At 59.3% G+C, this 24723-nt stretch carries 22 protein-coding genes; 5 read left to right on the top strand and 17 right to left on the bottom strand.

Annotation, left to right across the window (positions count from 1 at the left end; translation table 11 throughout):
• The 5 genes from E7813_RS21675 to E7813_RS21695 form a co-directional block, all read right to left on the bottom strand.
• Nucleotides 1-375: hypothetical protein (locus E7813_RS21675; protein WP_291577318.1), on the bottom strand; the 375-nt coding region annotated here is incomplete at its 3' end.
• Between the two features lie 310 nt (nucleotides 376-685).
• Nucleotides 686-2446, bottom strand: coding sequence for a caspase family protein (locus tag E7813_RS21680; protein WP_291577319.1), 1761 nt, complete (start codon nucleotides 2444-2446; stop codon nucleotides 686-688).
• A 74-nt stretch (nucleotides 2447-2520) separates the two neighbouring features.
• Nucleotides 2521-3030: a hypothetical protein gene (locus E7813_RS21685; RefSeq protein WP_291577320.1), complete on the bottom strand. Its 510-nt coding sequence runs from the start codon at nucleotides 3028-3030 to the stop codon at nucleotides 2521-2523.
• On the bottom strand, nucleotides 3027-3287 hold the full coding sequence (locus E7813_RS21690) for a hypothetical protein (RefSeq protein WP_291577321.1): 261 nt from the start codon (nucleotides 3285-3287) through the stop codon (nucleotides 3027-3029). Before E7813_RS21690 ends, E7813_RS21685 begins: the two co-directional genes overlap by 4 nt.
• A 256-nt stretch (nucleotides 3288-3543) precedes the next feature.
• On the bottom strand, nucleotides 3544-3927 hold the full coding sequence (locus tag E7813_RS21695) for a hypothetical protein (RefSeq protein ID WP_291577322.1): 384 nt from the start codon (nucleotides 3925-3927) through the stop codon (nucleotides 3544-3546).
• 284 nt (nucleotides 3928-4211) lie between these two features.
• Between E7813_RS21695 and E7813_RS21700 the strand changes: the two genes are divergently transcribed.
• Complete coding sequence (locus E7813_RS21700; RefSeq protein WP_291577323.1) at nucleotides 4212-4808, top strand: hypothetical protein; 597 nt, start codon at nucleotides 4212-4214, stop codon at nucleotides 4806-4808.
• Nucleotides 4809-4924: 116 nt separating this feature from the next.
• On the opposite strand, the gene E7813_RS21705 is transcribed toward E7813_RS21700, so the two are convergent.
• The 6 genes from E7813_RS21705 to E7813_RS21730 form a co-directional block, all read right to left on the bottom strand.
• The gene (locus E7813_RS21705) at nucleotides 4925-5080 is read right to left on the bottom strand and encodes a hypothetical protein (protein ID WP_291577324.1); all 156 of its coding nucleotides are present in this window, start codon (nucleotides 5078-5080) and stop codon (nucleotides 4925-4927) included.
• Nucleotides 5077-6012, bottom strand: a complete 936-nt coding sequence (locus E7813_RS21710) for an alpha/beta fold hydrolase (RefSeq protein WP_363331201.1) — start codon at nucleotides 6010-6012, stop codon at nucleotides 5077-5079. Before E7813_RS21710 ends, E7813_RS21705 begins: the two co-directional genes overlap by 4 nt.
• Nucleotides 6013-6839: 827 nt before the next feature.
• Entirely contained in the window at nucleotides 6840-7943 is a 1104-nt protein-coding gene (locus E7813_RS21715) for a beta-galactosidase (RefSeq protein WP_291577325.1), read from the bottom strand.
• Nucleotides 7944-8473: 530 nt separating this feature from the next.
• A complete protein-coding gene (locus tag E7813_RS21720; protein ID WP_291577326.1) occupies nucleotides 8474-17068 on the bottom strand; it encodes a glucoamylase family protein in 8595 nt (2864 codons plus the stop codon).
• Between the two features lie 79 nt (nucleotides 17069-17147).
• Entirely contained in the window at nucleotides 17148-17369 is a 222-nt protein-coding gene (locus E7813_RS21725; protein WP_291577327.1) for a hypothetical protein, read from the bottom strand.
• Between the two features lie 136 nt (nucleotides 17370-17505).
• On the bottom strand, nucleotides 17506-17835 hold the full coding sequence (locus tag E7813_RS21730) for a cytochrome c (protein ID WP_291577328.1): 330 nt from the start codon (nucleotides 17833-17835) through the stop codon (nucleotides 17506-17508).
• A gap of 458 nt (nucleotides 17836-18293) precedes the next feature.
• Between E7813_RS21730 and E7813_RS21735 the strand changes: the two genes are divergently transcribed.
• Nucleotides 18294-18533, top strand: coding sequence for a hypothetical protein (locus E7813_RS21735; RefSeq protein ID WP_291577329.1), 240 nt, complete (start codon nucleotides 18294-18296; stop codon nucleotides 18531-18533).
• 12 nt (nucleotides 18534-18545) lie between these two features.
• Here E7813_RS21735 and E7813_RS21740 read toward each other — a convergent pair whose 3' ends face one another.
• Complete coding sequence (locus tag E7813_RS21740) at nucleotides 18546-18728, bottom strand: hypothetical protein (RefSeq protein ID WP_291577330.1); 183 nt, start codon at nucleotides 18726-18728, stop codon at nucleotides 18546-18548.
• 503 nt (nucleotides 18729-19231) lie between these two features.
• On the opposite strand from E7813_RS21740, the gene E7813_RS21745 reads away from it, so the two are divergent.
• Together E7813_RS21745 and E7813_RS21750 are read left to right on the top strand one after the other, a co-directional pair.
• A complete protein-coding gene (locus E7813_RS21745; protein WP_291577331.1) occupies nucleotides 19232-20341 on the top strand; it encodes an SbmA/BacA-like family transporter in 1110 nt (369 codons plus the stop codon).
• A gap of 89 nt (nucleotides 20342-20430) precedes the next feature.
• Nucleotides 20431-20745 (top strand): hypothetical protein, encoded by a 315-nt coding sequence (locus E7813_RS21750; protein ID WP_291577332.1) that lies wholly within the window; start codon nucleotides 20431-20433, stop codon nucleotides 20743-20745.
• A gap of 6 nt (nucleotides 20746-20751) precedes the next feature.
• Here E7813_RS21750 and E7813_RS21755 read toward each other — a convergent pair whose 3' ends face one another.
• The gene (locus E7813_RS21755; protein WP_291577333.1) at nucleotides 20752-21507 is read right to left on the bottom strand and encodes a Crp/Fnr family transcriptional regulator; all 756 of its coding nucleotides are present in this window, start codon (nucleotides 21505-21507) and stop codon (nucleotides 20752-20754) included.
• Nucleotides 21508-21592: 85 nt separating this feature from the next.
• Complete coding sequence (locus E7813_RS21760) at nucleotides 21593-22267, bottom strand: Crp/Fnr family transcriptional regulator (RefSeq protein WP_291577334.1); 675 nt, start codon at nucleotides 22265-22267, stop codon at nucleotides 21593-21595.
• A gap of 265 nt (nucleotides 22268-22532) precedes the next feature.
• Here E7813_RS21760 and E7813_RS21765 point away from each other — a divergent pair, with 265 nt between their 5' ends.
• Nucleotides 22533-23276, top strand: coding sequence for an exopolysaccharide biosynthesis protein (locus tag E7813_RS21765; protein WP_291577335.1), 744 nt, complete (start codon nucleotides 22533-22535; stop codon nucleotides 23274-23276).
• Between the two features lie 178 nt (nucleotides 23277-23454).
• Here the strand turns inward: E7813_RS21765 and E7813_RS21770 are convergent, their stop codons facing one another.
• From E7813_RS21770 to E7813_RS21780, 3 genes are all read right to left on the bottom strand, one after another.
• A complete protein-coding gene (locus E7813_RS21770) occupies nucleotides 23455-23694 on the bottom strand; it encodes a hypothetical protein (protein WP_291577336.1) in 240 nt (79 codons plus the stop codon).
• Nucleotides 23695-23763: 69 nt separating this feature from the next.
• Entirely contained in the window at nucleotides 23764-24192 is a 429-nt protein-coding gene (locus E7813_RS21775; protein WP_291577337.1) for a phasin family protein, read from the bottom strand.
• A gap of 342 nt (nucleotides 24193-24534) precedes the next feature.
• Nucleotides 24535-24699, bottom strand: coding sequence for a DUF3309 family protein (locus E7813_RS21780; protein ID WP_291577338.1), 165 nt, complete (start codon nucleotides 24697-24699; stop codon nucleotides 24535-24537).
• Between the last annotated feature and the right edge of the window lie 24 nt (nucleotides 24700-24723).

Genomic DNA, 24723 nt, shown 5'->3' on the forward strand with positions numbered 1-24723 from the left:
TAACCAGCCGGTAACAGACGGCGTATATTGCGCGGTACCGATATTCTGGGCGGGAACTGACAGCCAAGTAGTATCGACAGCGAGTTGGAGCAGCGAGGCAAGTTCGCTTTTTGATTTGCATTCGGATTCAGCCGCGAGACAAAGAGGTTCACGCTCGCGAGGGTCAAATTCGTCTGAGGTCCAAACGTTTACTCGGTGACCAATATCGAATTGGTTGAAGTACAATAAGAGTCGATCGATACGTTCGCCTGTCTGCATCGCAGGCATCGACTTAGCAAGAGTAATAGTATGATCCGTAATCGACGGATATTCGATGCCAGCTCGACGTTGTCGACAAAGCCATGTCGTCAATCGGGCCTTTTGAGTTTCGTTCAAATTAGCGATGGTATCCCCAGGGAGGACACAGGCAACGTACGTTTCGTTTGGAGCTGGCAATCGTGCCATCTGGCGGTGAGACTGCGGAGCTTTCGGTTCTTACGCTGGCCAGTTGAAATCAATTTGTCAGCCAAGGAGCCGCGAAATGAGATCCCAGGTACTGCCGCACCTAAATCTGAGGCATGGCTGCCCACGGAAAGTCGTGATCTCTACACAGTAGTAGATGCTACATTAAAAATTTCGGCAATCGGCCAAACGTCAAGCTGTTGCGGATAGCCAGTGGTCCTTCCCGCAGACTGTTGAAACGTGGCTATTCGCAATAGGTTTTTCCACTGAAAGAAAAACACCTTTTGCCATCTGACGAACCAGATCGCCGCGGCGCTGCCGGCTCTTGGTGGGTCGCCGTCCGTGCTTTCGGAGTTGGCTCCGGGCGCTTCTCACATAATCCGCTGGAGCTTAGAAAGAAGCCGCTTCCGCAGCTGATCTGAATGCACTGATCGCCTTCCGCACGCTGCCCTTTTGCGCAGATAAGCGGGCATATGCGGTCGGGCTTGCTGCGGACCGCGTCAAGGGCATCGAGGCTTGCGAGCTTGGTATCGAATTTGGTTTGAGCGTTCTTGTTGAATAACTCGAGAGCTTTCCTGGAGCCGTCATCCCAATTGCCGTCGGCCGACCCTCGATTGCAGCCGACGCGTTTCAAGTGAGCTTGCAGCAATCGCGCGATATCGGCTTGATCAATTTGGAGAGACGGCGGTGACGGGCTTTGCGGAACCGACTGGGCCGGAGTCAGAGCAGCAAGTTTCTCAGCTTCCTGTTTGGCACCGCGCTTGGCTTGTTCGACCTGAAGCTGGGCATCCGCAACCGCTTGACGTTTGGCGTCCTCGACTTGTCGTCGAGCGGCATCGGCTTGCTGCTGTGCAAGCTCGAGCTGACGTTTGGCCTCATCGAGTTCCTTCTTCGCCTGTTCGGCCAACTGATGCCGCGCTTCGTCGAGTTCTTTCTTCGCCTGCTCGGAGAGCTTTCGCTTTGTCTCGGCTGTCTGACGGCTACTCTGGTCTTCAAGCTGCCTACGGAATTCCTCGGCCTTCTGCGCGGCTTGCTCCTCGGCCCCACGTTGAGCATCGTCGGCTGCCGTGCTTGTTTGCTGCGCTGCTGACAACTTGCTATTTTGCGCGCGAGCGAGGTTTGCATACAAGCCGGTGTCGTGACTTGAAAGGAAAGAGTCCCACGCTTCCCTGGTCCCAATTTGGGCTGCCAGTTCGTAATCGACCCGTGCTTCCGCCTCTGGATTGGAGGATTTCGTAACCTGGGGGACCAGCGCCATGGTCTCGCCACCAAGCGATCCGTAGACGAACGGCTCCTGGCGGTTCGCCGTGCTTTTTAGCACGTCGTCACGAATGCGGCCAAATGCTATCCGGATATCTAGCCCCGGCTCGGCAATGAATTTGACGAGTGCCAGCGCGAAGGGACTGTCGTGTCCATCTCCATCGCTTGCCACCTTACCACCCTTCGCGGCGAAGGCGATCAGCGTGTTCGACATCGTGGGTTCGATTTCTGCGAGTCCGTTACCGATCGCTCTGCTGGCAACGCTTCGTTTCATGGTTCGCGCGAAGGGATTTGCCCGACAGGCATCCAGAATAACCAGTTTGAGCCGCCTGACGGGGTCAAGTGCCTTCAGTACGCGGTCAAGCGATACAGTTTCGTCCTCGACATCGAAGTCGCTCAACAGCGCCGCATCTGCGGGTACGAGATAATTCGTTCCATCGACTTCGATGCCGTGACCCGCGTAATAAATCACCGCGATATCTGCGTCCCGCGAAGTCTCGGCGAATTCGCGAATTACCCGGCGCAGATCGGAAACGCCGAGGTCGTACTCGCTATCGACAATATCGAAGCCCGCCTTCCTGAACAACGAAGACATCGCTTCAGCGTCGTGTACCGGATTAGTGAGTCGCGGAACCTGTTGGTATTTGGACACGCCAATGACAAGGGCGACGCGCTTGTCCGCCAAAGCCTGCGTACTGGAGATACAAAACAAGAATCCAAAAACAATAAGGATTGTGGACCGCATAAAAGGCCCCAATTATGAGAGTTTCTGCTTATACTAAGCCAATCCATCGTCTGCAAGCGATCTGGGTTAAGGCGTCACGTTCCCAGTATATGCTTGAGACCGGTAAAGAGCGAGCCGCCAATGGTCAGTAACAGGCCTATCAGTGGCACAATGGCTTTTGAAATTTCCTGGATTCGCCGCGCTCTCCGTCTGAGCGTCTCGTCACCGGCGTGAGGACCCAGCAGCTGCGCGAATCGGATCGCAACGCCGCTGGGTTGGCCCGCAGTTGCTATCCTGGACGGCAGTAAACGAAACACCACTAACGCCAACATATCGCCCGCGTCATAGGACAAAGTGATACTCAGGCCATATTCGATGGCCTCGCTCCAGTCTCGCGCGGATTGCGGAAGCACCGGCACCCGATCGACCAGGCCGACGACGGCTAGCATGCCAGTGACGGCGATCAATGCCGTGGCAGCGCCGACGCCAAATGCCCCGCGAAATCCAATTCTGCGGATAGCAAATAGAGCCACTCCGAAAGGCAGCGGGACTAGAACCGAGATAATTCGCAAATACGAGGTCGGCAGATCGAGCTGGATTATCACGAGATAATGGCACGCCAGCAGAAGGGCTGCGGCAGCAAAATGTAACGACTGCCAAAAATAGTCACGGAGCGCAAAGGCTTGTTCAAGAATGCCAGTTTGATATTGACATCATCAAGCTCACGCTGCAGGCGCTCCAGCTCGATGTTAACCAACTCAATCTCCGCGATGACCGGTCGCACGACACGCAAATCCCTGCCGCAATACTTGCAGACAATAGCTTCGTCCTTGACGGTCTCGGCGCAAAAAGGACATTCCATCAGGGATACTCGACCCGCGTGTCTGAACCGTGGTGCTGTGCGATCAATCTAGGTGCCACTTAGATAATTTCTGCGAGGCTAGCTTGGTCTTCGCTTCCTTCAAATTTGAAATCAGCCTTTCACGCTTCTTGAGCAATTCATCCCGCTCTGACGCAAGAGACGCGGGCACAGCCGTATCGCGCTGGCAAGCAGGACAAACCAACGCGGCACGGTCTATGTTGGAACTACAAAATGGGCAATGCACCGAAAGACCCCTTCAGTTCGGCGTCACCGTCACTATGAAATTTGTTGTAACGGGTCGTCCTTGAGAGTCCCTCAAATCGACGCGGATCGCGTGGTTGCCGGGAGGAACCTCAGCATCGGGTATATCAATGCCAGTTGGCTTTACAAATGGTCTTATCCGGGGTGTTAGATCAACGCCGGGTCCTCTGAGGTAGGTCACAGTCAAGGTGTTGAGATCAATGCTTGCGCCTCCAAACGCTCGAAATATAAGCTTGAAGTGAATAGGCGAATGTAACGTGTCGCTCTCGAGATCCGAGAGGTCTATGCGGGGGCCGCGCGTGATTGCACGCGAAGATGCTAATTCCTTTGGTTCGGGGAGTTTTGCCTCCTCGGTAGTGATCAGCACGACGCCAGCCATGGCTTTCGAACTGTTTGCTAATCCTGTCGTCACAAACATGGCAAGCCAGATCGGTGCCCATCGCAGACTGTACATAGTTCGTGTCCCTCAAATCCTTTAAGCCGAATTGGGATCGTACGGATAGCGCGTCGATTTGCAATTGGATTCTCTAATCGAGGCGAGCGCCAAGTTGAAGCCCTCGTTGGTCAATCGCCCGAAACATCGCTGTGACATCGTCGGAAGCAAGTGAGAGCTGGCGATAGGATTATTGACAGTTTTAAACGTCGCGCTTAATGCTAGCTTGCATGGCGGCGTTCGAAGGTGCCACCAACAGCTTACAGAAGTATACGTCGAAGCGCTGGGCGACAAATTTTGCCGAGAGAGGATGGCTTCCTGTGAAAGTCTCTTTTCCAATCATGATCCTCTGTATGTTCGTCACCTCTCCGTTACTGGCGCAAGGCATTCCAGCGCAGCTGCGAAACAAAACGATCCATATCTCCGCCACGTTTAGTACGCCAATGATGGGCCGTAGCGGTCCAACGGTCGGGAGCCAAATCTCTACGGGCATAATTTATATAAGTACGTTGGGGCGAATATTTGTACGTGACAGCCATCGAACCAAGGGCGGAGGCTCCAGTGCTGCGGAAAAGGCTCCGGGAGAAACGCGCTGGCGGTTTGTTGGCGGGAAACTTGTCGCCAATGTGTCCGCTATTAGTGGAGCAGTTCTGCTGGAAATAAGCTTTGATGGAAGTTTCCAGAGTTGTACGTTCTCCGGCATTGTAGGCCACGAAGGCGGGAAATCGTTCAAGTGGGTAGGGGTGAACGGAACGAAGCATGAATCGACCGGTTCGTCCACCATCTCAGGAGCAAGCTGCTCGATAACAGAAGGCAACGGCCTGTAATGCGCGACCGTGGATTCGAGGAAGCCCAATGCGAAGATAAGTACCGAAAGGCGGCGAGCCGCCGACGAGGGTAAACCTTCCACGCCACGTCGTGACGCCATTTCTCGAAGTCGGCTTCACGGCGCTGCTAAACTACGCAAGGATTTGATCGGTTGTTTGAGATGATCTGCACGGTGCGGAGTGACGCGCTTTGCACATGCGTCATTTCGCTGCACACCTTCGAAGAAATCTCCCTCTTCCGGTTCAACAGTATCGATGCTGCCGTCCATCATCGTGGCAGGTCCAGCGTTTTGAACCGTTTGCGTCCGGCAGAGAAAACTTCATTCGAGACCGCGCCGGATTTGACAATCGCAAGGTGCTCGGCGCGGGTCTTGCTTAGATACAGATTCCTGCAATCGAATGCCCGACAAATCGCCGGGGCGCGGTCGTGTATGGTGCAGCCGTCCCGACCGAGAACCAGTGTCGGAACGTCCACCCGGAGTGATGTAGTGGCGGGAGCTTCCGCTGCATCGGCAAAGTATCGGGCAGCGAGGTCAGGCATTTCCGTATGCGCTGCATCAGCGATGGAAGAAGGCACCTTGATCGGATCCGCGCGGTAGTAGTTGTACCAGGACGGATAAGCGGCGACAGCACTGTTATAATCGCGCTCGTATTGCGATGCCTGAATTTGTGCCGCGCTATTGCGGATCTCACGGAGAAATATGGCCGGGTGCGGTGCATTGAGAATGATCAAGCGTTCAACACAGCTTGGATAGGCCGAAGCAAACACCCAGGCAATGTAGCCACCCCAGTCATTGCCCACCAGGATGCACCGCTCACGGCCGAAATGCCGAAGCAGGGCATGTACGTCGCCCAACGATCTCGACATGGCATAGGCCTCGACTGCTTCCGGTTGATCCGATGGCGGAAACCCTCGCAAATTGGAAGCCACCACCATGTGGTCTCGGCTAAACTCCGCGAGCTGGCTCATGTAAAGCGTCCAGCTGTCTGGGATACCGTGAAGGAACAACATGAGCTCGCCCTCGCCCCCGTGGACAAGGAACAGCCTTACTCCGTCGCCGTCGGCGTAGCCCTCGATCAGACCGGATTGGCCTGCGGCGGAGTGCGGCCAGATGGTCGCCGAAGCGAAATTCGCTAACGATAGCCTAGCGCCCAGCGTGAGCAGATGTCGTCGGTTAACAGAAGGCCGAAGAACTGGATACATAAACCCCGTCCCCGATAGCGATACGGAAATATATAGCGTCAACTCTCTTGGGGCATCCCCCTATGCATCCAGTCGTGACGGCGTCGAACAAACAGGATTTTCCGAGACGATGCCGTGTTCTTTCCCGTGCTCAAGGGCGACTGAAATAACGGCCATGGATGCTGAGCCAAATTGTCGAAAATACTGACCACTGCAGAAAGATTGCATTGGGCATGTTCCGCCATTTCGGCGAAAACCGATCAATATTGGTCAGCGAATGGTCGCTCAAAAATCAATGTTGGTTGCCATCACCGCTTCTTCAACGGGCACACTAACGGTGACTGAGAGTGTTGCGCTCCCGCCTCATGCCAGGGATAAGCATCATGCAAAAGTCCTATTTCTTGCCTGACAGCGTCAACCTTCACATCCATCGCCCCGCTTGCCCAAAATGCCGCACTCACATGATGCTCGCTCGCATCATGCCTGCACGTGTGGGTTTCGATATTCGCACCTTTGAGTGCCCAAAGTGTGATCTCCTTCACGAGGTGATGGTTGAGACCAATGCGTTCGGGCAATCCTTCGCGCCAACGGCATAGAGCAATGACTGTGCAAACCTGATAGCCGCTTTTGGATAACCGGGCGACGGAGGTTATTGCGGAAGCACGCGAGATGCCGCTCGGCGAACAGAGATTTGCTGGGCCCAGGGAAGCTGGGCGTTTTGGCATTGCTGCCGAAGTGAACCGATGGCTGGCAACTAGGTAGATCGGTTAAGCAGCTATTAGCGGACTTCGTGAGCCCCTGGATCGACGTCCGCTCTTCCCCAGAAAGCGGATATGCAGCGGCGCACGTCAGCGTTTCCACTCGTCGTGCGCGGCCTTGATCGCGCCGGGGAATTCGACGACGTCCGACGGGAACACCTCAATGAACAGCGCGTTCTGGCTGGGTCCTGACCCGCCCTGGGGATACATGCCATTGTGGAGCAAGTTAAGGAAGGACTTCTCATTGCAGGCGGTCGGGTGCTGCAGCTTCTCTAGGAAGCTGTTGCCTTGTCCACCGCAAGCAGCGCCCTTGCCGATCTTGCCGAACCAAATGTTGGTCTGCCACGCGATCGGCAGGTTGTTGGCGAGCGCGAGGTTCACGGTCCGCTGGTCCGCTGGCAGGTCGCCGATGAGGAAGCAGTCCTGCAACACCAAGTGCCCCGGGAGCGCCTGCGTCGCCGTAAGCACGAGGTCGTCGAGAAGCCTGTTGTTGAGTTCGATTGCCTTGAACCGCGGGATCGGCCGCCCGTCTTCGCCGATGGGCGGCAAGGCCCCCATGACTATGATTGGGAGGCTTACCAGCTTGTCCGGGAAGGAGCGCCGAAACGACGCGGCGATCCCTTTCATGGCGCGGATAACGAGCGAGGGTCGATACCCGGCAGTCGCCCAGACGCGTGGGCTGTCCGTCACGCATGGGTTCGGATTGCGCGACTCGGCGGGATCCTCGTTGGGTAGGGCGAGTTCCTCGGTGAGGGTGTTGATGCCGGTGAGCTTGATCACGGCCACATCGCGGTCGTAGCCCGTGGAGTGCAAATGCGCGGAGAGCTCTGCCAGCATGTCGGCGAAGGCGTTCTGGTACCTGGGATCCCAGGGCGTGGGCATCGAGACCTTGTGGCAGGGCTCCACGCCGCCGTGGTACGTGATTTCAAAATCGAGGCGCTGGAGACCCAGACCGGCCGGGGGCGGCGTGAATATCCAATCCGGAATGCCCTGGCCCGCCGAGACCGCGAGTTCCACGGCTAGATGGCGCGAACGCGCCACCGCGAGCTGACGGTCCATCGCCGTGAAGTCATACTTCTTGATCGCAGGCGAGATCTCCGACCAAGTGAAGTGCACGCCGACTCCGTCAACGCCCGGAACGGCAAGGGCCTTGTCGAAGTCGCCTTTCTTGACCGCCCAGTCATACGGCCACACGTAGATCCCGCGAGCGGTCGGAGGAAGGACCATTCTACCGGCCGGGACAACTGCCCCAGGTGCTTGCGCGCTTGCGACTGCAGAAAGAGCCGAAAAAGCCGTACATATTATCAATCTCAACCCGCGGGATCGCGCCATAAGCCCCCTTATGTATTGTGACCACCAGCGTAGTGGCCGTAACATTTCAAATTCCGCTATTTGCTTTTTGATGCTCCGCGAACATGACGTTTCTTGTTGCTATCCTATTCCGAACTGCTGACATTGCTGGTGGTCCGGTTCGTGCCACAGGAATAGCTCAATGCGAGCAAATGACTTCCGCTTTGCCCCCAGCAACGGACTCGTTTGAGGTACCAGCCGGGTACGCGAGACGATCTTAATCGAAAGTTCGGGCTTGTAATGCCCCGAAGCACCGATGGGTGATTAAACCAGCATTTTCAAACATCTGGTGGCACGAATGTTACAGTATTCATGGGTATGACACGGCCGTGGATTGGCCATGCCGGCATGGCCTCTGCGGCCGAGTCCGTGCACTAGCCTAGCCGGACTTCCAGCCGATGAATGGCGCCGTCGTCTTTGAGCGGGCAGCAGAACGGCCGCTCGGCAATGTTCGCGCCATCGAGCTTTGCCGCCGCGACCCCTCGCTGCACGCTTTGCGGGTTCTCGACCAGGATCTCGTACCGTGACGCGCCGTGGCGGAGTGTGATCTCGAAACGAGGCCAAGACTTGGGAATGCAGGGGTCAAGATACAGAACACTGCCTTCGATGCGAAGTCCCAGGATGCATTCGACGCCGGCGCGCTGCATCCAGCCGGCCGAGCCCGTGTACCAGGTCCAACCGCCGCGTCCGATATGACCGGGTGCGGCGTAGACGTCGGCGGCGACAACATAAGGTTCCACCTTGTATCGGTGCATGTCGATGCGCGTGCGGGCGTGGTTGATCGGATTAAGTATCCAGAAGAGAGCCGCTGCCTTGTCGCCATCTCCGAGACCTGCAAAGGCCATCACGGACCAGAGGGCTGCATGCGTGTACTGGCCGCCGTTCTCGCGCACGCCTGGCGGATAGCTCTTGATGTAACCAGGGTCAAGCGGCGTGCGGTCGAAGGGTGGCGTGAACAGCAACGCCAACCCGTCGTTGTGCAGAATCAACTCGCGGTCGACGGCCCTCATAGCTTGAGCCGCGCGGTCGGACCGCGCCGCGCCGGAGATCACTGCCCAGGATTGAGAAATAGAGTCGATGCGGCACTCTTCGTTCGTCGCCGAGCCGAGCGGGGTGCCGTCGTCGAACCATGCACGCCTATACCAGTCGCCGTCCCAAGCTTCGCTTTCCAAGGCAGTCGTCAGCGCCCGCATGTGCTTGCGCCAGTCCGCCGCCCGCGTCGCGTCACCGCGCGCATCAGCGATGGTTGCAAAGGCGTCGAGAGCAGCATGCAACAGCCAGCCAAGCCAGACGCTCTCGCCCCGGCCGCCTTCGCCGACGCGGTTCATGCCGTCGTTCCAGTCGCCGCCGCCGATCAGCGGAAGGCCATGGTTGCCGACCCCCAGGCTCGCGTCCAGCCCACGGGCACAATGCTCATAGAGATTGGCGGTCTCGTCCGAGACGGTTGGCTGGAAGAAGCTGTCGCTCTCGCCCGGCTGTAGCGCCTGGCCCGTCAGGAAGGGGATGACCTCATCGAGCACGAGGGCGTCGGCGGTGACTTTCACATAGTGCGCGACAGCGTAAGCGAGCCAAGCGCGGTCGTCCGATATGCGCGTGCGCACGCCCTGGCCCGAGTGCGGGAGCCACCAGTGCTGGACATCGCCCTCGACGAACTGGCGGCGCGCGGCCACGAGGAGATGTTCGCGGGTTATCGACGGGCGGATTGTGGCGAGCGCCATGCAGTCCTGCAACTGGTCCCGGAAACCAAAGGCGCCGCTGGCTTGGTAAAAACCCGATCGCGCCCAGACGCGGCAGGCGAGCGTTTGGTAGGCGAGCCAGCCGTTGAGCATGATGTCCATCGACCGGTCCGGCGTCTTGACCTGGACCGCGTCGACGATCTCATCCCAAAATCCACGGACTTCAGTGAGCACGGCGTCCAGGTCCGTCTGACGGTAGCGCGCGATCAGCGACTGCGCTTCCGTCTCGTCCTGGGCGTCGCCGAGGAAGAAGACGATTTCGGCAACACCGTTCGGCGCTATCTCGACCATGGTCTGAAGAGCGGCGCAGGGATCAAGTCCGGAGCCGACCCGTCCCGACAGCGCAGCCCCGTTAATCAGGGCCGCCGGCCAGGCAAGTGATCCGTTGCGGCCGATAAACTCCCGGCGATCACCCGTCCAGCTCGTTTGGCGCCCAGCCAGGTCCGCGAAGGCGGAGCGCTTCGCGAAAGCTGGATTCCACAGGTTGGTTGCAATCATCGCCCCGCTTTCCGGATCGATGCGCGTGGTTGTCGATGGCGCCGCCACGCTGCGGGACGCGCCGAGCACCCATTCCACGTAAGCCGTCACCGACAGCCGTCTGGTGCGGCCCGAATAATTGCGCATTCTCAAGCGCGAGATCTTCAGCGGATCGGCGAGCGGCACGTGCTCGAGTAGCTCCGCAGCGATGCCGTGCGAGGTATGCTCGAATCTGCTGTAACCCCATCCATGATGCGCCAAATAGGTCGCCGCTTCGTCCCGAATTGGGAGCGCCGTGGGACTCCAGACATCTCCAGTCTTCTCATCCCGAAGATAGAACGCTTGGCCAGGCTTATCAGTGACAGGATCGTTGGACCAAGGCGTCAGCTGATGCTCGCGGCTATTCACGGACCAAGCATAACCGCCGCCTTCCGCGGACACCAAAAAACCAAAGTTAGGATTGGCGATCACGTTGATCCACGGCATTGGCGTCGATTGGCCTGGGCCGAGGATCGTCACGTACTCGCGGCCGCCCTCTGCGAAGCCACCAAGACTATTGAAAAACTCCACGCCAGGCGGTCGTCGCGAGATCTGAAGCTCGGAAGCGGGCAAAGCACGCGGTGCCGTGACCCGGGGCCAAGGTCTGCCTTCGGGTACGCGCTCAAGCTGATCGGCGAGCCGCCCGCGCGCTCCGATCAGGATAACACGCGCGATGGACGCAAGAAGGCCCAAGGCCTCCGGCGAGGTCAGGTCGGCGCGCAGCATGAAGTTGTGCCCGGGCGGCCCATCTTCTCCAATCTGGGGCCGGGACTGGCTGGCCCTAACCAGTGTTTCCAGTGCGATCTGGAGGTCCTGAACGTAGGAGGAGGCGAGTTCGTTGATGATAACCAAGTCCGCTGCAAGCCGTTTCATCCGCCAATATTCCACCGCCTGGAGCGCCTCGCGCGCCACGTTAAGTTGGTCGATGTCGGAAATGCGGACCACGATGATTGGTAGATCGCCAGATATGCCCATGCCCCACAAACCGGGCTGCCCGCCACTTCCCCTTTCGATAGTTTCCGACGGCGCGCGCAGCACGGGCGCGGCATAGATAAGATGACCCGCCAGACGCTGATATTGCCCGGCCTCGCCGCGCGTAATGCCGAGGTGGTGCAATTGCACTTGAGCTTGCGTCCAGGCGAGCGCGGCGGCGCGCTCGAAGGCGCCGACATCGTGGTGCTTGTCGGCAAGATCTAGGATCTCCTGGCGTGAGGAGGCGACCATCGTCCAGAAATCGATCCGTGCCGTCGCGCCCGGCGCGATCCGCACCCGGCGGCGCAGAGCAAAGATCGGGTCGAGCACCGTACCTGTCGAGCCGGAGAGTGGTCGGCCGCCCATCACTGCGCCCGGTGCGCGAATACTGCCGCCGCGACCCAGGAACCGAGCGCGATCAGTCTCGAACTCGCGCTTGCCCGCCGCAGTTCCGTCGACAACCGCAAGGTGAGCAGCCCAGACCTCCGGCTCAGTGGGCGCCCGCCGCCGTCTGGTCGCCAATATTGCGCCGAGGCCGGCGAGATGCTCGGTCTCAATGAACAGTTTCGAGAACGCAGGGTGCGCCACGTCTGCGGCCTGCGATGCCAGAGCCAGTTCGACGTAGGAAGTCACCTCAATCTCGCGCGGTTGGTCGCCGAGGTTGGAGATGGTCACGCGGCGCACTTCCGCATCGTCTTCGGCGGAAACCAGCACCACCAGGTTAGTCACCAGCGCCCCATCCCGACGTGTGAACTCGGCGTGATCCTCATTATAGGTGACCTCGTATTCTTCAGGCTCGGTACCGATCGGCTGGTAGGTCGCCGACCAGACCTTTCCGCTCGCGATCTCCCTCAAGAAGATGTATGAGCCCCAATCGTCGCAGGTGGCGTCTTCTCGCCAGCGATTCACAGACAGGTCGCGCCAGGCGCTGTAACCGGACCCGGCCGCCGTAAGCATCACCGAATAACGGCCGTTTGACAGCAGCTGCGTAGCCGGCGTAGCGCTGTACGGGCTGACCTTTCGCCAGGTTCCGGGTCCTTCGATCTCGCGGATCCTGGCCGCCGACATCGCATCCGAGACCAACGGCGGAGTCGCCGTGACCTCGCGTGGCACGCGCTCCTGCAAAAGCAACTCTGTCGCTTGAACGATCGGCTCCGCATGGAAGCGGTCTCGCATTACGCCGTCCAGCAGGGCATCGGCGATCGCGGTGATTGTCATACCTTGGTGGTGCGCCATAAAAGCACGCACAATGGCAACGGGATCTCCGTCCGGAACGCGGGCTCGGGTAAAGTCCAGCGCTTCGTAGAAACCGTAACGGCCGCGGGCGCCGAGGGCCTCGAGCCGCTCGAAGTTCTCCACGGCGGCCTGAGGGTCGACCATGCTCGCCAGTGCGGTGGCGTAGGGAGCGACCACGGCATTGTCCGCCAGCCCTCTCTTCAGGCCGAGACCTGGAATGCCGAAGTTCGAATATTGATAAGTGAACTCCAGATCTTGCGCGTTGTATGCGGACTCAGAGACGCCCCATGGCGCTCGCATCGTCGTTCCATACTCGATCTGGCGGTAAACAATCAGCCGGTTGGTCTGCTCTATCAAGCTCTCGGCCGGCGCCCTCATGACGATGGAAGGCATCAGGTACTCAAACATCGAGCCCGACCACGAGATCAGTGCCGCGCCATTTGCTACCGCAGTCACCGCACGGCCCAGCCGGAACCAATGCCGCGCCGGTGCGTCCCTCTTGGCGATGGCCAAGAAGCTTGCGAGCCTCGCCTCCGAGGCGAGAAGGTCGTAACAGCGTAGATCGCGCTCGCCCTCAGGGACCCTATATCCGATTGAGAGGAGCAGCCGGTCGGGATCGAGCAGGAAGTCGAACTCCATCGATAGCGCTGTCGACCGCGCGGCTTCCTCCAGCGATCTCAGCCGGGCCTCCAGCGAGGCTGTGCGAGTCGCGGTGAGATCGCGCCGGTGACTTTCTATACAGGCACCGACTGCATCCGCCCAGAACTGCAGGTCGGCGCCCGCCTGGTCGCTTTCTTCGAGAACAGTCTGATGGACGGCGTCGGCAAGGATCGCGGCCTGCTCGGAAAGTTCCGCGAGCCGCTGGTCGATGCCAACGTCGCGGGCGCTCGTCCGAAGCAGACCAGACGCCAGCCGACTGATCTCGTCATCGAGCCGCCGCCATGATACCGCCTTGGACTTGCGCAGACCGCGCAACCGACGAGCCTCATCCCGGACCAGGTCGAGAGCATCCACCACGCCTTGGATGCGCTGCTGCTCTGTCATGGCCGCGCAGCGCCACTCACCGCATGCGTTGGCGAGCGCGATCAGGTGTCCAGCAAGGTTTCCGCTGTCGACCGAAGACACGTACTGCGGATCGAGCGGACGCAGGTCACGTGTGTCGTACCAATTGAAGAAGTGGCCCCGGTACCTCGTCAGCCGGCCCATGGTCGCGAGCGTCGCCTCAAGTCGCTCCACAGCCTCGAGGTTCCCGACCCATCCGAAATCCCGCGCGCACGCCACCGACAACAAATAGAGACCGATATTGGTCGGCGATGTACGATGGGCTACCACAAACTCGGGAACTTCCTGCAAATTGTCGGGCGGAAGCATGTTGTCGGTGGGCGTGACTGATGCTTCGAAGAAGCGCCAGGTCCTTCGGGCTATACAGCGCAAACTATGGGCGTCGACCTCGGCCAGCGGACGCCGGCCCAAGACTCGAGGCGATAGGCTCGCCCAAAGTGCGACGGCCGGAGAAGCGAACCAGGCTCCCGCGAACACCGCGGCCAAAGGCCACGTTTGTCGTCCCCAGAACCAAGCCACGCCGATGGCCACAGTGCCGATGACAAGGGCCCCCGACATTCGGCGGTAAAAATCAAGAGCCCGTGGACGCGACCCGAATGCCGCGTGGGCCGCAGGGACCCATTCGAGAAGGTTGCGGCGCGTCACCGTGAGCCGTACCAGGGTACGAACGATTGCGTCACCCATCAGCCAAGCCTGGTGACCGAGGAAAACGATCATCAGACCGGACTGGATAAGTGCAAGGCGTAGGTCAGCGCCCAGAGCCCGGACATGACTAAGTAGCGTCACACCAGGGCGGCGGGGCGCGATCTCCGCGATCACTGGAACAAGTGGGGGCAGGACGATCGTCGACAGAACGAAACCGGTCCAGACCACCGCTTCTTCAAGCGGCATGGCCCATCCTGCGATCAGGGCCACGACAACCGCCGGCGTGACCAGCGACCGCCGCAGGTTATCGAGCATCTTCCAGCGGCCGATCGCGGGGACCCCCGACAGCGGTCGAGGATCGACCCGTCTGGGCCCTGATCCGAAGAGCCAAGGCAGCAGCTGCCAGTCGCCTCGCGCCCAGCGGTGGTGGCGAAGAGCAGCAACGTCATAGCGTGGAGGAAAATCCTCCACCACCTCGACATCAGAGGCCAGGCCGGCGCGGGCGAATATCCCCTCGAACAGATCGTGGCTGAGGAGCGTTGACTCGGGCACGCGTCCGCGTAGGGCCGCCTCAAAGGCATCCACGTCGTAGATGCCCTTGCCTGTATATGAGCCCTCACCAAAGAGGTCTTGGTACACGTCCGAGACCGCTGCGGCGTAAGGATCTATGCCGGTTGCGCGCGAGAACACGCGCAGAAAGAGCGAACCTTCGTGCCCCACTGGCAGTGCAGGCGTGACCCTCGGCTGCAAGATACCGTACCCTTCGACCACTCGCCCCAGATCTGCGTCAAAGCGCGGCCGGTTCAGAGGATGCGCCATCTTGCCGATGAGCCGTCCGACCGTCTCGCGCGGAAGCCGCGTATCCGCATCGAGCGTAATGACGTAGCGCACGTTGTTAGGCACAGTGGAGGGCGCCACGAACGTGGTGTCCTTGGCGCCCCGCAGGAGCCGATTAAGTTCGCACAGCTTTCCGCGCTTTCGTTCCCACCCCATATAGCAGCCTTCGCATTCGCTCCACACGCGCCGCCGATGCAACAGCAGGAAACGATCGCCGGCCGGTGCAGGCCCATAGAGTTGGTTCAGCTTCGCGATGCCGTCTTTCGCTGCAGCCAGGAGCTCATCGTCGCCATCCTTGTGCTCGTTTGGTGCATCGCGCCAATCGGACAACAACGCGAAATGAAGATCGCCCTGGGCGCTTGCCAGGTAGTGGATCTCGATCCGGCCGATCTGCTCGTCGATTTCTTTGAGCGAGGTCAGCAGCGTCGGCACGGCGACAAGAGTGCGAAGGTCAGCGGTGACACCGCCACGCAGCTCGAGCGCCGGCAGCAAGGTGGCGCGGAAACCTCGGGTGACGAGGTAGTTGACGACCGTGACGGCCAAGTCGATCGCTGGTACGAATCCGAGAATTCCGAACAGCAGCAGCCATCTCCAATCCAGACCCCCCAGCGCGATTACAGACAGGGGTATGGCGAGCAGTCCGGCTGCGGCGATCGCGCCGGAACCGACATAGCCGCCGATTCCCAGCGCGCGATAGGCCTGTCGCGGCCAACTCCGCGGAGACGACCCGAAGCCGATTGCTGCTTCGAACCCGGCTCGCCCGCCCGCGATCAAGTAGTAGCCGGGATCGGTCCGACGGGCGTTGCCGTCGTCGGCACCCGACTGGACCGCGCGCCTCGCTGTTTCCATTGCCGCGCGGGCCACCTCCAATTCGGTGAGAGCACAGCCGCGAGCGAGGTGCTCGACTGCGTTGCGATAGAGATTGCGCGACGGGAAATCCATGTGCTCGAAGGCGCTCCCGGCCTTGAAGACGTCATCGATTGGGCTGACGCGCTCGAACAGCTCCGTCCAATCGACGTCGGTGATGAGGCGCATGCTGGTGATGATATTGCGCACTGTGACGGTACCGGCGACCTGCCTCTGGTGCTCGCCGCGGACGACGGCTTCGGCGGTCGTTCCCTGCCGGGCCAGTTGTTCGTCGAGCCACTCCAACGCCGGCGCAATGCTGGGATCCTGATCGCGTAAGCGATGGACCAACTGCATGAGAAAACTGTCTGGAAAGGTTGTCTGCAGATGCGGCGGAAGCACGGCCATGGCTGGTTCGACGACGCGGCCGCCGGTCCCCAGCAACCGGTCCGCCACGACGTCCGCGGCGCTGCGCCCGGCCCGGCTGTCGACGACGCGCTCGGCGATCCGCCTCAGGTTCTCGACGAGCACGATGCGCAGGGTGGTCGCCACCGCCCACAGTTCGCCAATGCGCAGCGGCTGCACTTCCTGATAGGCGCGCAGGTAGCGACGCAGCATCTCCGGGTCGAACAGGCTGTCGGTGTGGGCCACGTACGCCCAGGCCACGCCGAGCACGCGCGGATACCCCACGAAGGGGCCGCTAGCGAGCTTGGGCAGCTGTCGATAGTAGCCGGGTGGTAGATCAACCCGGACTTCGCGGATCTGCTTCTCCACCACATGAAAATTGTCGATCAGCCACTCAGCCGTGGGGGTGATAGCCTCCCCCGCATCGACAGCTTTGGCGACGTCGCGATAGGCGGCCAGCAGCACAGCCTCGTTGTCGGCAAGCCTCGCCGTCAATGAGTGGCCCTTCACATGGCCGGGCATTACGGCTTGCGCGGTGGCGAGGCTGCGCGCGTGTTCTTCAAGTCGCTCGACACTAAACAGCTCGGCCCGGATCGGAGCTCCGTCGTCCCACGGCGGAGACGGTCCCCTCAGCCATGGCCGAAATCGCAAGCTCAGCGCACTCTTGAGGCGCAGTCTGCGTCGGCCCGCGAAGTCGTCGATCTCGACAAGCATAGTCTTGAGGCCCCTTCAACGCGGGCCTGGCCGCTGGCTCCGCCACCATCCCACGCTCCCACCGTCCTTTCGGAGCGCCTCAAGCCGCGGCGGATCTTTTATCCGTGGTTTTCCTGAGCGGCTCGCTGGGGACGGCATCCTCGACAATTACTTCCGCGCACTCGCCATGGCAGCGGATGGCGCGCGCCAAACAGTTCGCCTCACGGATCGCCAAATCTCTCGACCAGAAAGGCGTAATCATCCGCTCATCCACCCGGATGGCCCAGCCGTACTGCTCTCTGACAACGTTGAATGTAATCATCGCATATCAATTCCAATCACGCCGAGGATCGGCTACATCAACGGTGGCCCCGTTTCCTCAGGTACTGCGAATCGCCTTCCACTTCGGCTCAACGGTTTGGATTCCATCATTGGCAGCTCATCTAGTCGACGACATCCTACTTCCTCTTGAGACTAAGGATATAAGCAATCAGGTCATTCGACTCGGCGCTTGAAATGATGAAATTCGGCATATTCTTGTGGTTTGAATGAAGAAAGACGTTTAGGGAGATTCCTGTAGTCGATGGTAGGTCAGCAATGCTCTGGAAACTCGGAGGATCAGCCTTGTCAGAAAGAGTCATCGGCACCACACGGTGACATGAGCTGCATAAATTTGTCGCAAGCTGACGACCCGATGCTGGATCACCGTCAACCGGCTGAGCCAGTGCTGATGACTGTGCTGATAAAATCGTTGCTGCGACGATGTATGGTAGTACGATATAGCGCATGACGATCACCACTGACGGTTAAAGCAACATCGACTGGTCCCTCGTCTTTGGAGGTATTTTCGCAACTCGCTTTTTTGCAGCGTTCTTCAGTGGCTGTTTTGCTGCCTTACCCCTGCCCTGCTTATGTGTTCTGTCTGTCTTCTTGGCAGGAGACTTCTTAGCGGACTGCCTTCTTAGCCGTTTTCTTGGCCGCCGACTTCTTGGCTTTTCTCGCCTTCTTAACAGTCGCGCCACCCGCCGGTGTGGTCAATATTGCTCACTCAGCCCGCACGGCTGACGCGTTTTGCCGGTTTGACATATGGCAAAGATCAGGAAGCTTTTTGCTGAAAATGTTCTTATTTTTCGATCTAGCAGGATGATCTCATTCCCATACAGAAGCGCACGCTTTTAGAAGGTTAGTCCACGGAACCTACCGGCTCTTCGACCGTTGACTTCGGTTCGCTCCGGAAAGGTTTGCCATGTCTACACGCTTTCAGATCGCTGCGCTGGTATTCATGATGACGAACGCCGTCGCCTTCGGCATCGGTATCGTTCCCATCCTGATGATCCCCGCCTTCGCCAATCACGCGTTCGAAGCCATTCCTGCCGTCGTGCTGGCAAGCTTCGTAATCAGCGTGCCGCTATCGTGGTTCATCGCTCCACGCCTGCGGGCCAGATATTGGCGGACCCAACCCCAGAAGGCTTCTCGGCATCCTTGATCGGGTCTTCGCCTAGCGCGGGTGCGCGAATGCCGATCCGGGCGACACATCGTGTCGCGACGCGAGGATACTTTTCGCCTCCTCGGCCGCCAGCAGCTTCAGGAGCCTCTCGCGTCGGGCGTCGTCGTTGTCTGTCTGCGTGCTGAGCAGTCTTCGGAAAATAGCAATAGTTTGCTGATGAACGAACTGTTCCATTGATGCCTCTGGTCTGTTAGCGGCGAAACGCAAATCTTGAAATGTGGGACAAACCCCCGGATCCGGCCGCGGAGAACCGCGGTTTCATTGGATCTTCTGCCGAACGCGAGACCGGAGTCTCCCGGACTGCGTACGGACAACCGGAGCAACCGGGAAATTCATACAAACAGAACTCCTGGCAGGATGTGCCGGATGTCCCATTTGCCGAAATATTGTCCAGCCGGCATTTTACCGGCCCGATCTCGATTTGGGGCACGATACTCCCCCTTTGTGCCAACACCTCACATCACCGATGTTTGCTGAGATCTGAACTGTGTCCACCATGGAGCCTTGGGTTCCATATTGCTGTGCAATATTGCTCACTACGGAAAATTTCCGGTTTGATTCGGGTCAAAAGCTTAGATTTCTGACCGGGTTACAAAGATTTGGGATGCCACCGCGGTTTTGAGACGAATCGAACATGCTCCCTAAGGACTACCTCGCGCCCGATGAGAGGCGTCTGCTTGCTCGATTCTGGCAAAGCGCCGCCGGATTCTGGCGGGGGCCGTCGGCCTGGCTGGCGTGGCCTCCTTGTCGGACTCCTGGTAGCCACCATCGTTTTACAACTTCTGACCCAGTATCGGCTCAACTTCTGGAATCGCGACTTCTTCGACGCGATCGAGCGCAAGGATGCTGGCGGGCTCTGGCAACAGGCGTTACGGCTGCTCCCAATCGGCACAGCAAGCCTGACTCTCGCCATCGTCTCGGTCTGGGGCCGCATGACCATGCAGCGCAAATGGCGCGAGTGGCTGAGCAATCATCTCTACGACTATTGGCTGGAACGGGATCATATCGTCCGTCTGAGGTTCATGTCTGGGGAGCACCAGGCTCCCGAGTATCGGATCGCCGAGGACGCGAGGATCGCGACAGATCTGCCGGTCGATCTCCTGCTCGGACTGCTTTCTTCGGTCCTCGTCGCCGTCATTTTCATCGGCGTGCTCTGGAGGGTCGGTGGCGATCTTGTGCTTGGCGCATTCGGGACGATCGTGGTGGTCCCCGGATATCTCGTCATCGCGGTGATCCTGTATTCCATTCTGCTGACGGCCGCGATGATACTCATCGCGCGGCACCTGACGCGGGTCATGGAAGACAGCAAGCGGACCGAAGCCGAATTGAGGTCAGTTGGGACGCTGTTGCGCGAGGCGGGAGAAAGGATCCTTGATCCGGAAGTCCATCAGGACGGCCGGCGGGCGATCGGAACGGCGCTCGACGCGGTGATCCGTATTTGGCGAACCTACTGCTGGCAACTAATGCGGATGACGCTGGTTACGCACACGAACTTTCTGCTGACCCCTATCATCGCCTTGCTGCTCTGTACCCCCAAATACATCGAGGGAACGATGACCCTCGGCGAGGTCGTGCAGGCCGCTGCGGCCTTCGTCATCGTCCAGGGTGCCTTCAACTGGATGACCGACAGCTATGGCCGCATCTCGGACTGGACCGCGTCGGCAAACCGCGTGGCGTCGCTGCTGCTGGCGCTGGACCAGATCGACGGGCAGACAAGTCCAAGTACCAACGCGGGAGCTGACCGCAATGAGTTCGGCGAGCCTGCAGGGACGCTGACAAGCGACTAGATTTTATATCCTCCTTTGTGGCGTGGGCCACCGACACGGTGCCCATCGCCGTGCCATGACTGAGCATCCCTATTTCAAGGAAGTGCGCGGTGCTGGATTCGGATCATTCGCGGGAGCTCGAGCTGGAAATCATGCGCCTGACGGCGGGCTGCATGCAGATGGGCCACAGCGAGCTCGGCGCGGCCCTGAAATCCGAGATCCAGCGGCTGGCTGGCGGACAGCCGGCCGATCGGGAGTCCGCGCGAAAGCATGAGCTCGCCTGCCTGCGCATGGCGGCCGACTGCATGCAATTGGTCGGTGAGATCCAGACCCCTGGTCTGCAGCGGCATTTCCTGGAGCTGGCGCGGCTGTTGACTGCGACGGCGGAGTCGGCCGCAGTACCGGCGTTTGCGCCTTCAGTCTGAGTCCACTTACCTCTTGCGTTGTCCGGTGTCTCCCTGAACCGCAGTCGAGGGCGGCGTCAGGAATGCATCGAACCGTTCCTTCACGATGGCGTAGCATTCGCAGGACGCCTTCTCCAGTCCGGCTCGATCGACGATCTGGATCTTACCTCGCCGGTAGCTGATGAGCCCCGCCGTCTGGAGCGCCTGCGCCGCCATGGTCACCGATTTGCGGTTGGCGCCGAGCATCTCTGACAGGAATTCGTGGGTATAGGGCAACGCCTCGCCCTCGGCTCGGTCATGCATCATCAACAGCCAGCGACACATCCGCTCTTCCGTACTGTGCAGCGCGTTGCACGCGACGGTCTGTTGGACCTGCGACAGCAGCGTTTCCGAGTAGCTAACGAACAGGTTGCGGACGTGCTCGCTGTTCTTGAACTCCGATTGCAACAGCTCGATCGGACACCGGACCATGCCGCCTTCCAATTGCACAAGGCAACGGTTGAACGAGACCCGGCTGTACATGGCGGCGAACAGGCCGAATGCGCCTTCACGACCGATGTTCGCGGTCTCGATGGCCGAGCCGTTCTCCAGCACCGTCAACAGCGACAGGACCGAGCCTTCCGGAAAATAGGCATGCTTGAGCAGCCCGCCCGCATCGCAGACGACGGCGCCCAGCTTGAGCGTGACCGGTTCGAGATGGGGATCGATCCGCTTGCGGCTCGAGGGCTCCAGCGCCCCCAGCAACCGGTTGCCCTGCGGCCCGACCATTCGAAGTTTCGGCATTCGGTCCGACCTATCAGTTTGGGCTGTTCTTGCGCGGATAGCCAATAGGATTCTGTATGCGATCACATGGCCGCCGACCGGCGAGCTAGTCCCTTTGGATTTGCGGCTTGTCGTGAAGAACCGCGTTCAAAAGCGAATTGTGCACTTCGATCTCGCCGTTATAGCTGATGAAGCCGAGCTTGCGGAATTTGTTCATGAAGAAGCTGACGCGGGAACGGGTGGTGCCGATCATCTCCGCCAACGTTTCCTGGCTGACGTGCACCTTGATCGGCTGCGGGCTGCCGCCCTTGCCAAAGTTAGCCAACAGCAACAGAAGCCGCGCCAGCCGCTTCTCGCTCGAATTGAAAAGTTGATCGATCAGATCCTCTTCAATTCGGCTGTTGCGCGAAAGCAGATACGACATGAAAAGCTCGGAGAATTTCGGCTCGGCGTGAAGGACCGCAAGCATCGCGGTCTTGGTGATGGCGGTGATCACGCAATCTTCCAGCGCCGTGGTCGTGGAAATCCGGAGCGGATGGCCGTTCAGGCACCCCTCGCCGAAGAACTGCCCGGGCTCGAAAATTCCGACGACCGCTTCCTTGCCCTGCTCGGACAGCACGACAACTTTGACCCTGCCCTTCTGGATGTAGAAGACAGTATCCGCCGCGTCTCCCTGCGAAAACACGGCCTCGTTCTTGTGGAAGATCAAAACGGTCTTTCCATCGCCCACCTTCGCGAGGAAGGCCTGAGGGTCAAACTCATTCCTTGCGGACTTTGCCAACGCTCACCTCCCGGTCCGCCGTCAGCCCCTGCAAGCCTGCAACCGGATTTCCGGTCAACAGAATTATGAGTATGTAAGTACAATGTCTGTTAACGGACATAGTTGATTTGAGTCAAATGAATTTGGCTGCACCGCCGTAGGTTATTTTGATCCAGGGAGCCGCGGATCCTTCGCCTCCGCACAGACCAGCCATTGGGCTCTGAGGCTTAACGGAAACATTGATGAGCCGTCCCCGCTCGTCGATCGAATCGGGTGGAGGGCGGCCGTGCCTGGAGCCAACGACGGAATTATCTCGACCGCAAGCCTGATCGTCGGCGCAGCCGCAGCGGCGGCAAAGCAAAACGACGTCCTGATCGCGGGAGTCGAGGAAGAGAGGGGGCCCAATATGAAGCTGACGCTACCCGCCAGCGCGACAGCGTTGGTTCCCGCCTCGGTCTTGCTGCAGCGGCTGCACGACGAGGCGCCGACGGATCACTTTAGCCTTGGCTGGCTAATGAGCCGCATGAACAAGCGCTCCTTCGGCCTCATCATGCTACTGCTCGCAGTGGTCGCTATTGCACCGGGTGTCTCGATCGTAGCCGGCCTGCTGCTCATGATCCCCGCCTTCCAGATGGTCGCCGGCAAGAACCTGCCGGTGTTCCCGCGCCGCGTCGCCGTCCGTCCGATGCCGACGCGGCACCTTGCAGCTCTAGTGCAGCGAGCTGTGCCAGTGCTGAGGTATCTCGAGAAGCTCATTCATCCGCGCTGGCCGACCCCGCCAGATGCGACCAAGCGCGTCGTCGGCGCCGTTGTCGTGTTGCTGAACGTTACGCTGCTCTTCACACCGATCCCTTTGAGCAACGTGGTTCCCGCCCTCGTAATCGCGCTCATCTCGCTGGCTTATCTCGAGGAGGACGGACTCCTGCTTTCGATTGCGCTGCTGACGAGCATCATTGTCCTGGCGGTCGAGTTGGTGGCGATCTGGGAGACAGTCCTCGGCGCGAAATGGATCATCTTCGGTCTGTGGTAAGGTCCGGCAAAGGCGCAAGCACCGTGCCGAAATCGGAAAGCTCAGGAAGATCGCGTGAAGGTATTTCGCATCCTGGATGCTCAGGATCTTCTTTCTCAAATCCGCGCGGTGAGGCAGCCCCTTGTTTGCAGAATAGTGCGCACCCGGAGCACGGAGGTAGCATTTCTGTCTGGGCGACCTACTTTTGCGTTTGAGCAGGTGCGCTTGTACTCGGCGTCGTCGTCACTGACATCGACACGCTGCCGTAACCGAAATAGACAAGGGTTCCGAACACGAGGGCAAACACGATTGCGCTCATTAAAGCGCCCAGGAAACGGTTGCCGAAGCCGATCGAGTTGCCGACCAAATCAATGATGAATACTACGATGGTTGCGATGAGCACAGGCTCAGACCACGCGTATTGTACAGGCAAAATCATAGCTCACCTCCCAGTTTTCAGTAGCGGACGTATGGACGAACGGCCATCCTCCCGACGCAAGTCGCAATCCTACTTGTCAGTTCCGGGAACACGGAGTGCCGCAAGATTATCTTCAACACGCTTGCGAATTATGTCGAACGCTTCCTTCTGAGATTTGATCGCCATCTCGGCCAGTTCGCGCATATTCGAAAGCGCGGCCTCGAAAGCGTGCGACGCCATGTCCATGCGCTTGGTACCCGCATCCTCGCCTTGTAGGGTGCCGACGGCCTGCTTGATCGATTCCTGCAGAATCTCGGCTTGCCGATGAACGAGCGCCTGCCAGCCTTCGAACGCGACACGATTGGCCTCGGTCAGAGCTTCGATATTCTTCTTTTCGCGATCCATGATCGTCGCGAGATCGACGCCCGGCAACTTGAAATCCTTCATCAGCTTGGTGAAGTCGAAGTTCGGCATTTGCCCAAATTCGCCAAACAGTGGGGGCTTGTTCTCGTCAGCCATTTGTTTCTCTCCCGTCCTGAAGGTCGCGTCTTGTTCTTTGCGCCTCCGTGGCGCTTGCACAGACCTCACCGACATTAGCCGGTCGTCTATTTGATCCGGCGCCCCCTATAGAAACCCTTGTTGGTCGTATTCTGCTTAATGTTGGCCGTGTCGCCTTGCTCCTGGGTGTTCACGTCCGCATGCAATTTCAGCATCTCGTTTGCCGCTTCGGAATTATCACCCGTCCCCTTGTGACTCCGATTGGCAGGCGGCACCGGTGGCATATGACTGTGTTTGGACATCTGGATTCCCCGAGTTGATCGGCAAAGAAAGCGGCCCGCCAAAGCGGGCCGTCCAAAGAATTCAAAGTTTGCCGAGCAATAGCAGAATCACCAGAATGACGACGATCAGGCCCAAGCCTCCGCCACCGTAATACCCGGTGCCGTAGAATGGGCCGCCACCTATTCCGCTAAAGCCACCGAGCAGGGCTATGACAAGAATAATGAGTATGATCGTTCCAATCGACATTTTAGTCTCCTTTCGTTTGTCGTT

Origin of the sequence: Bradyrhizobium sp. (assembly GCF_004799405.1) — a bacterium.
Taxonomy (GTDB): domain Bacteria; phylum Pseudomonadota; class Alphaproteobacteria; order Rhizobiales; family Xanthobacteraceae; genus Bradyrhizobium.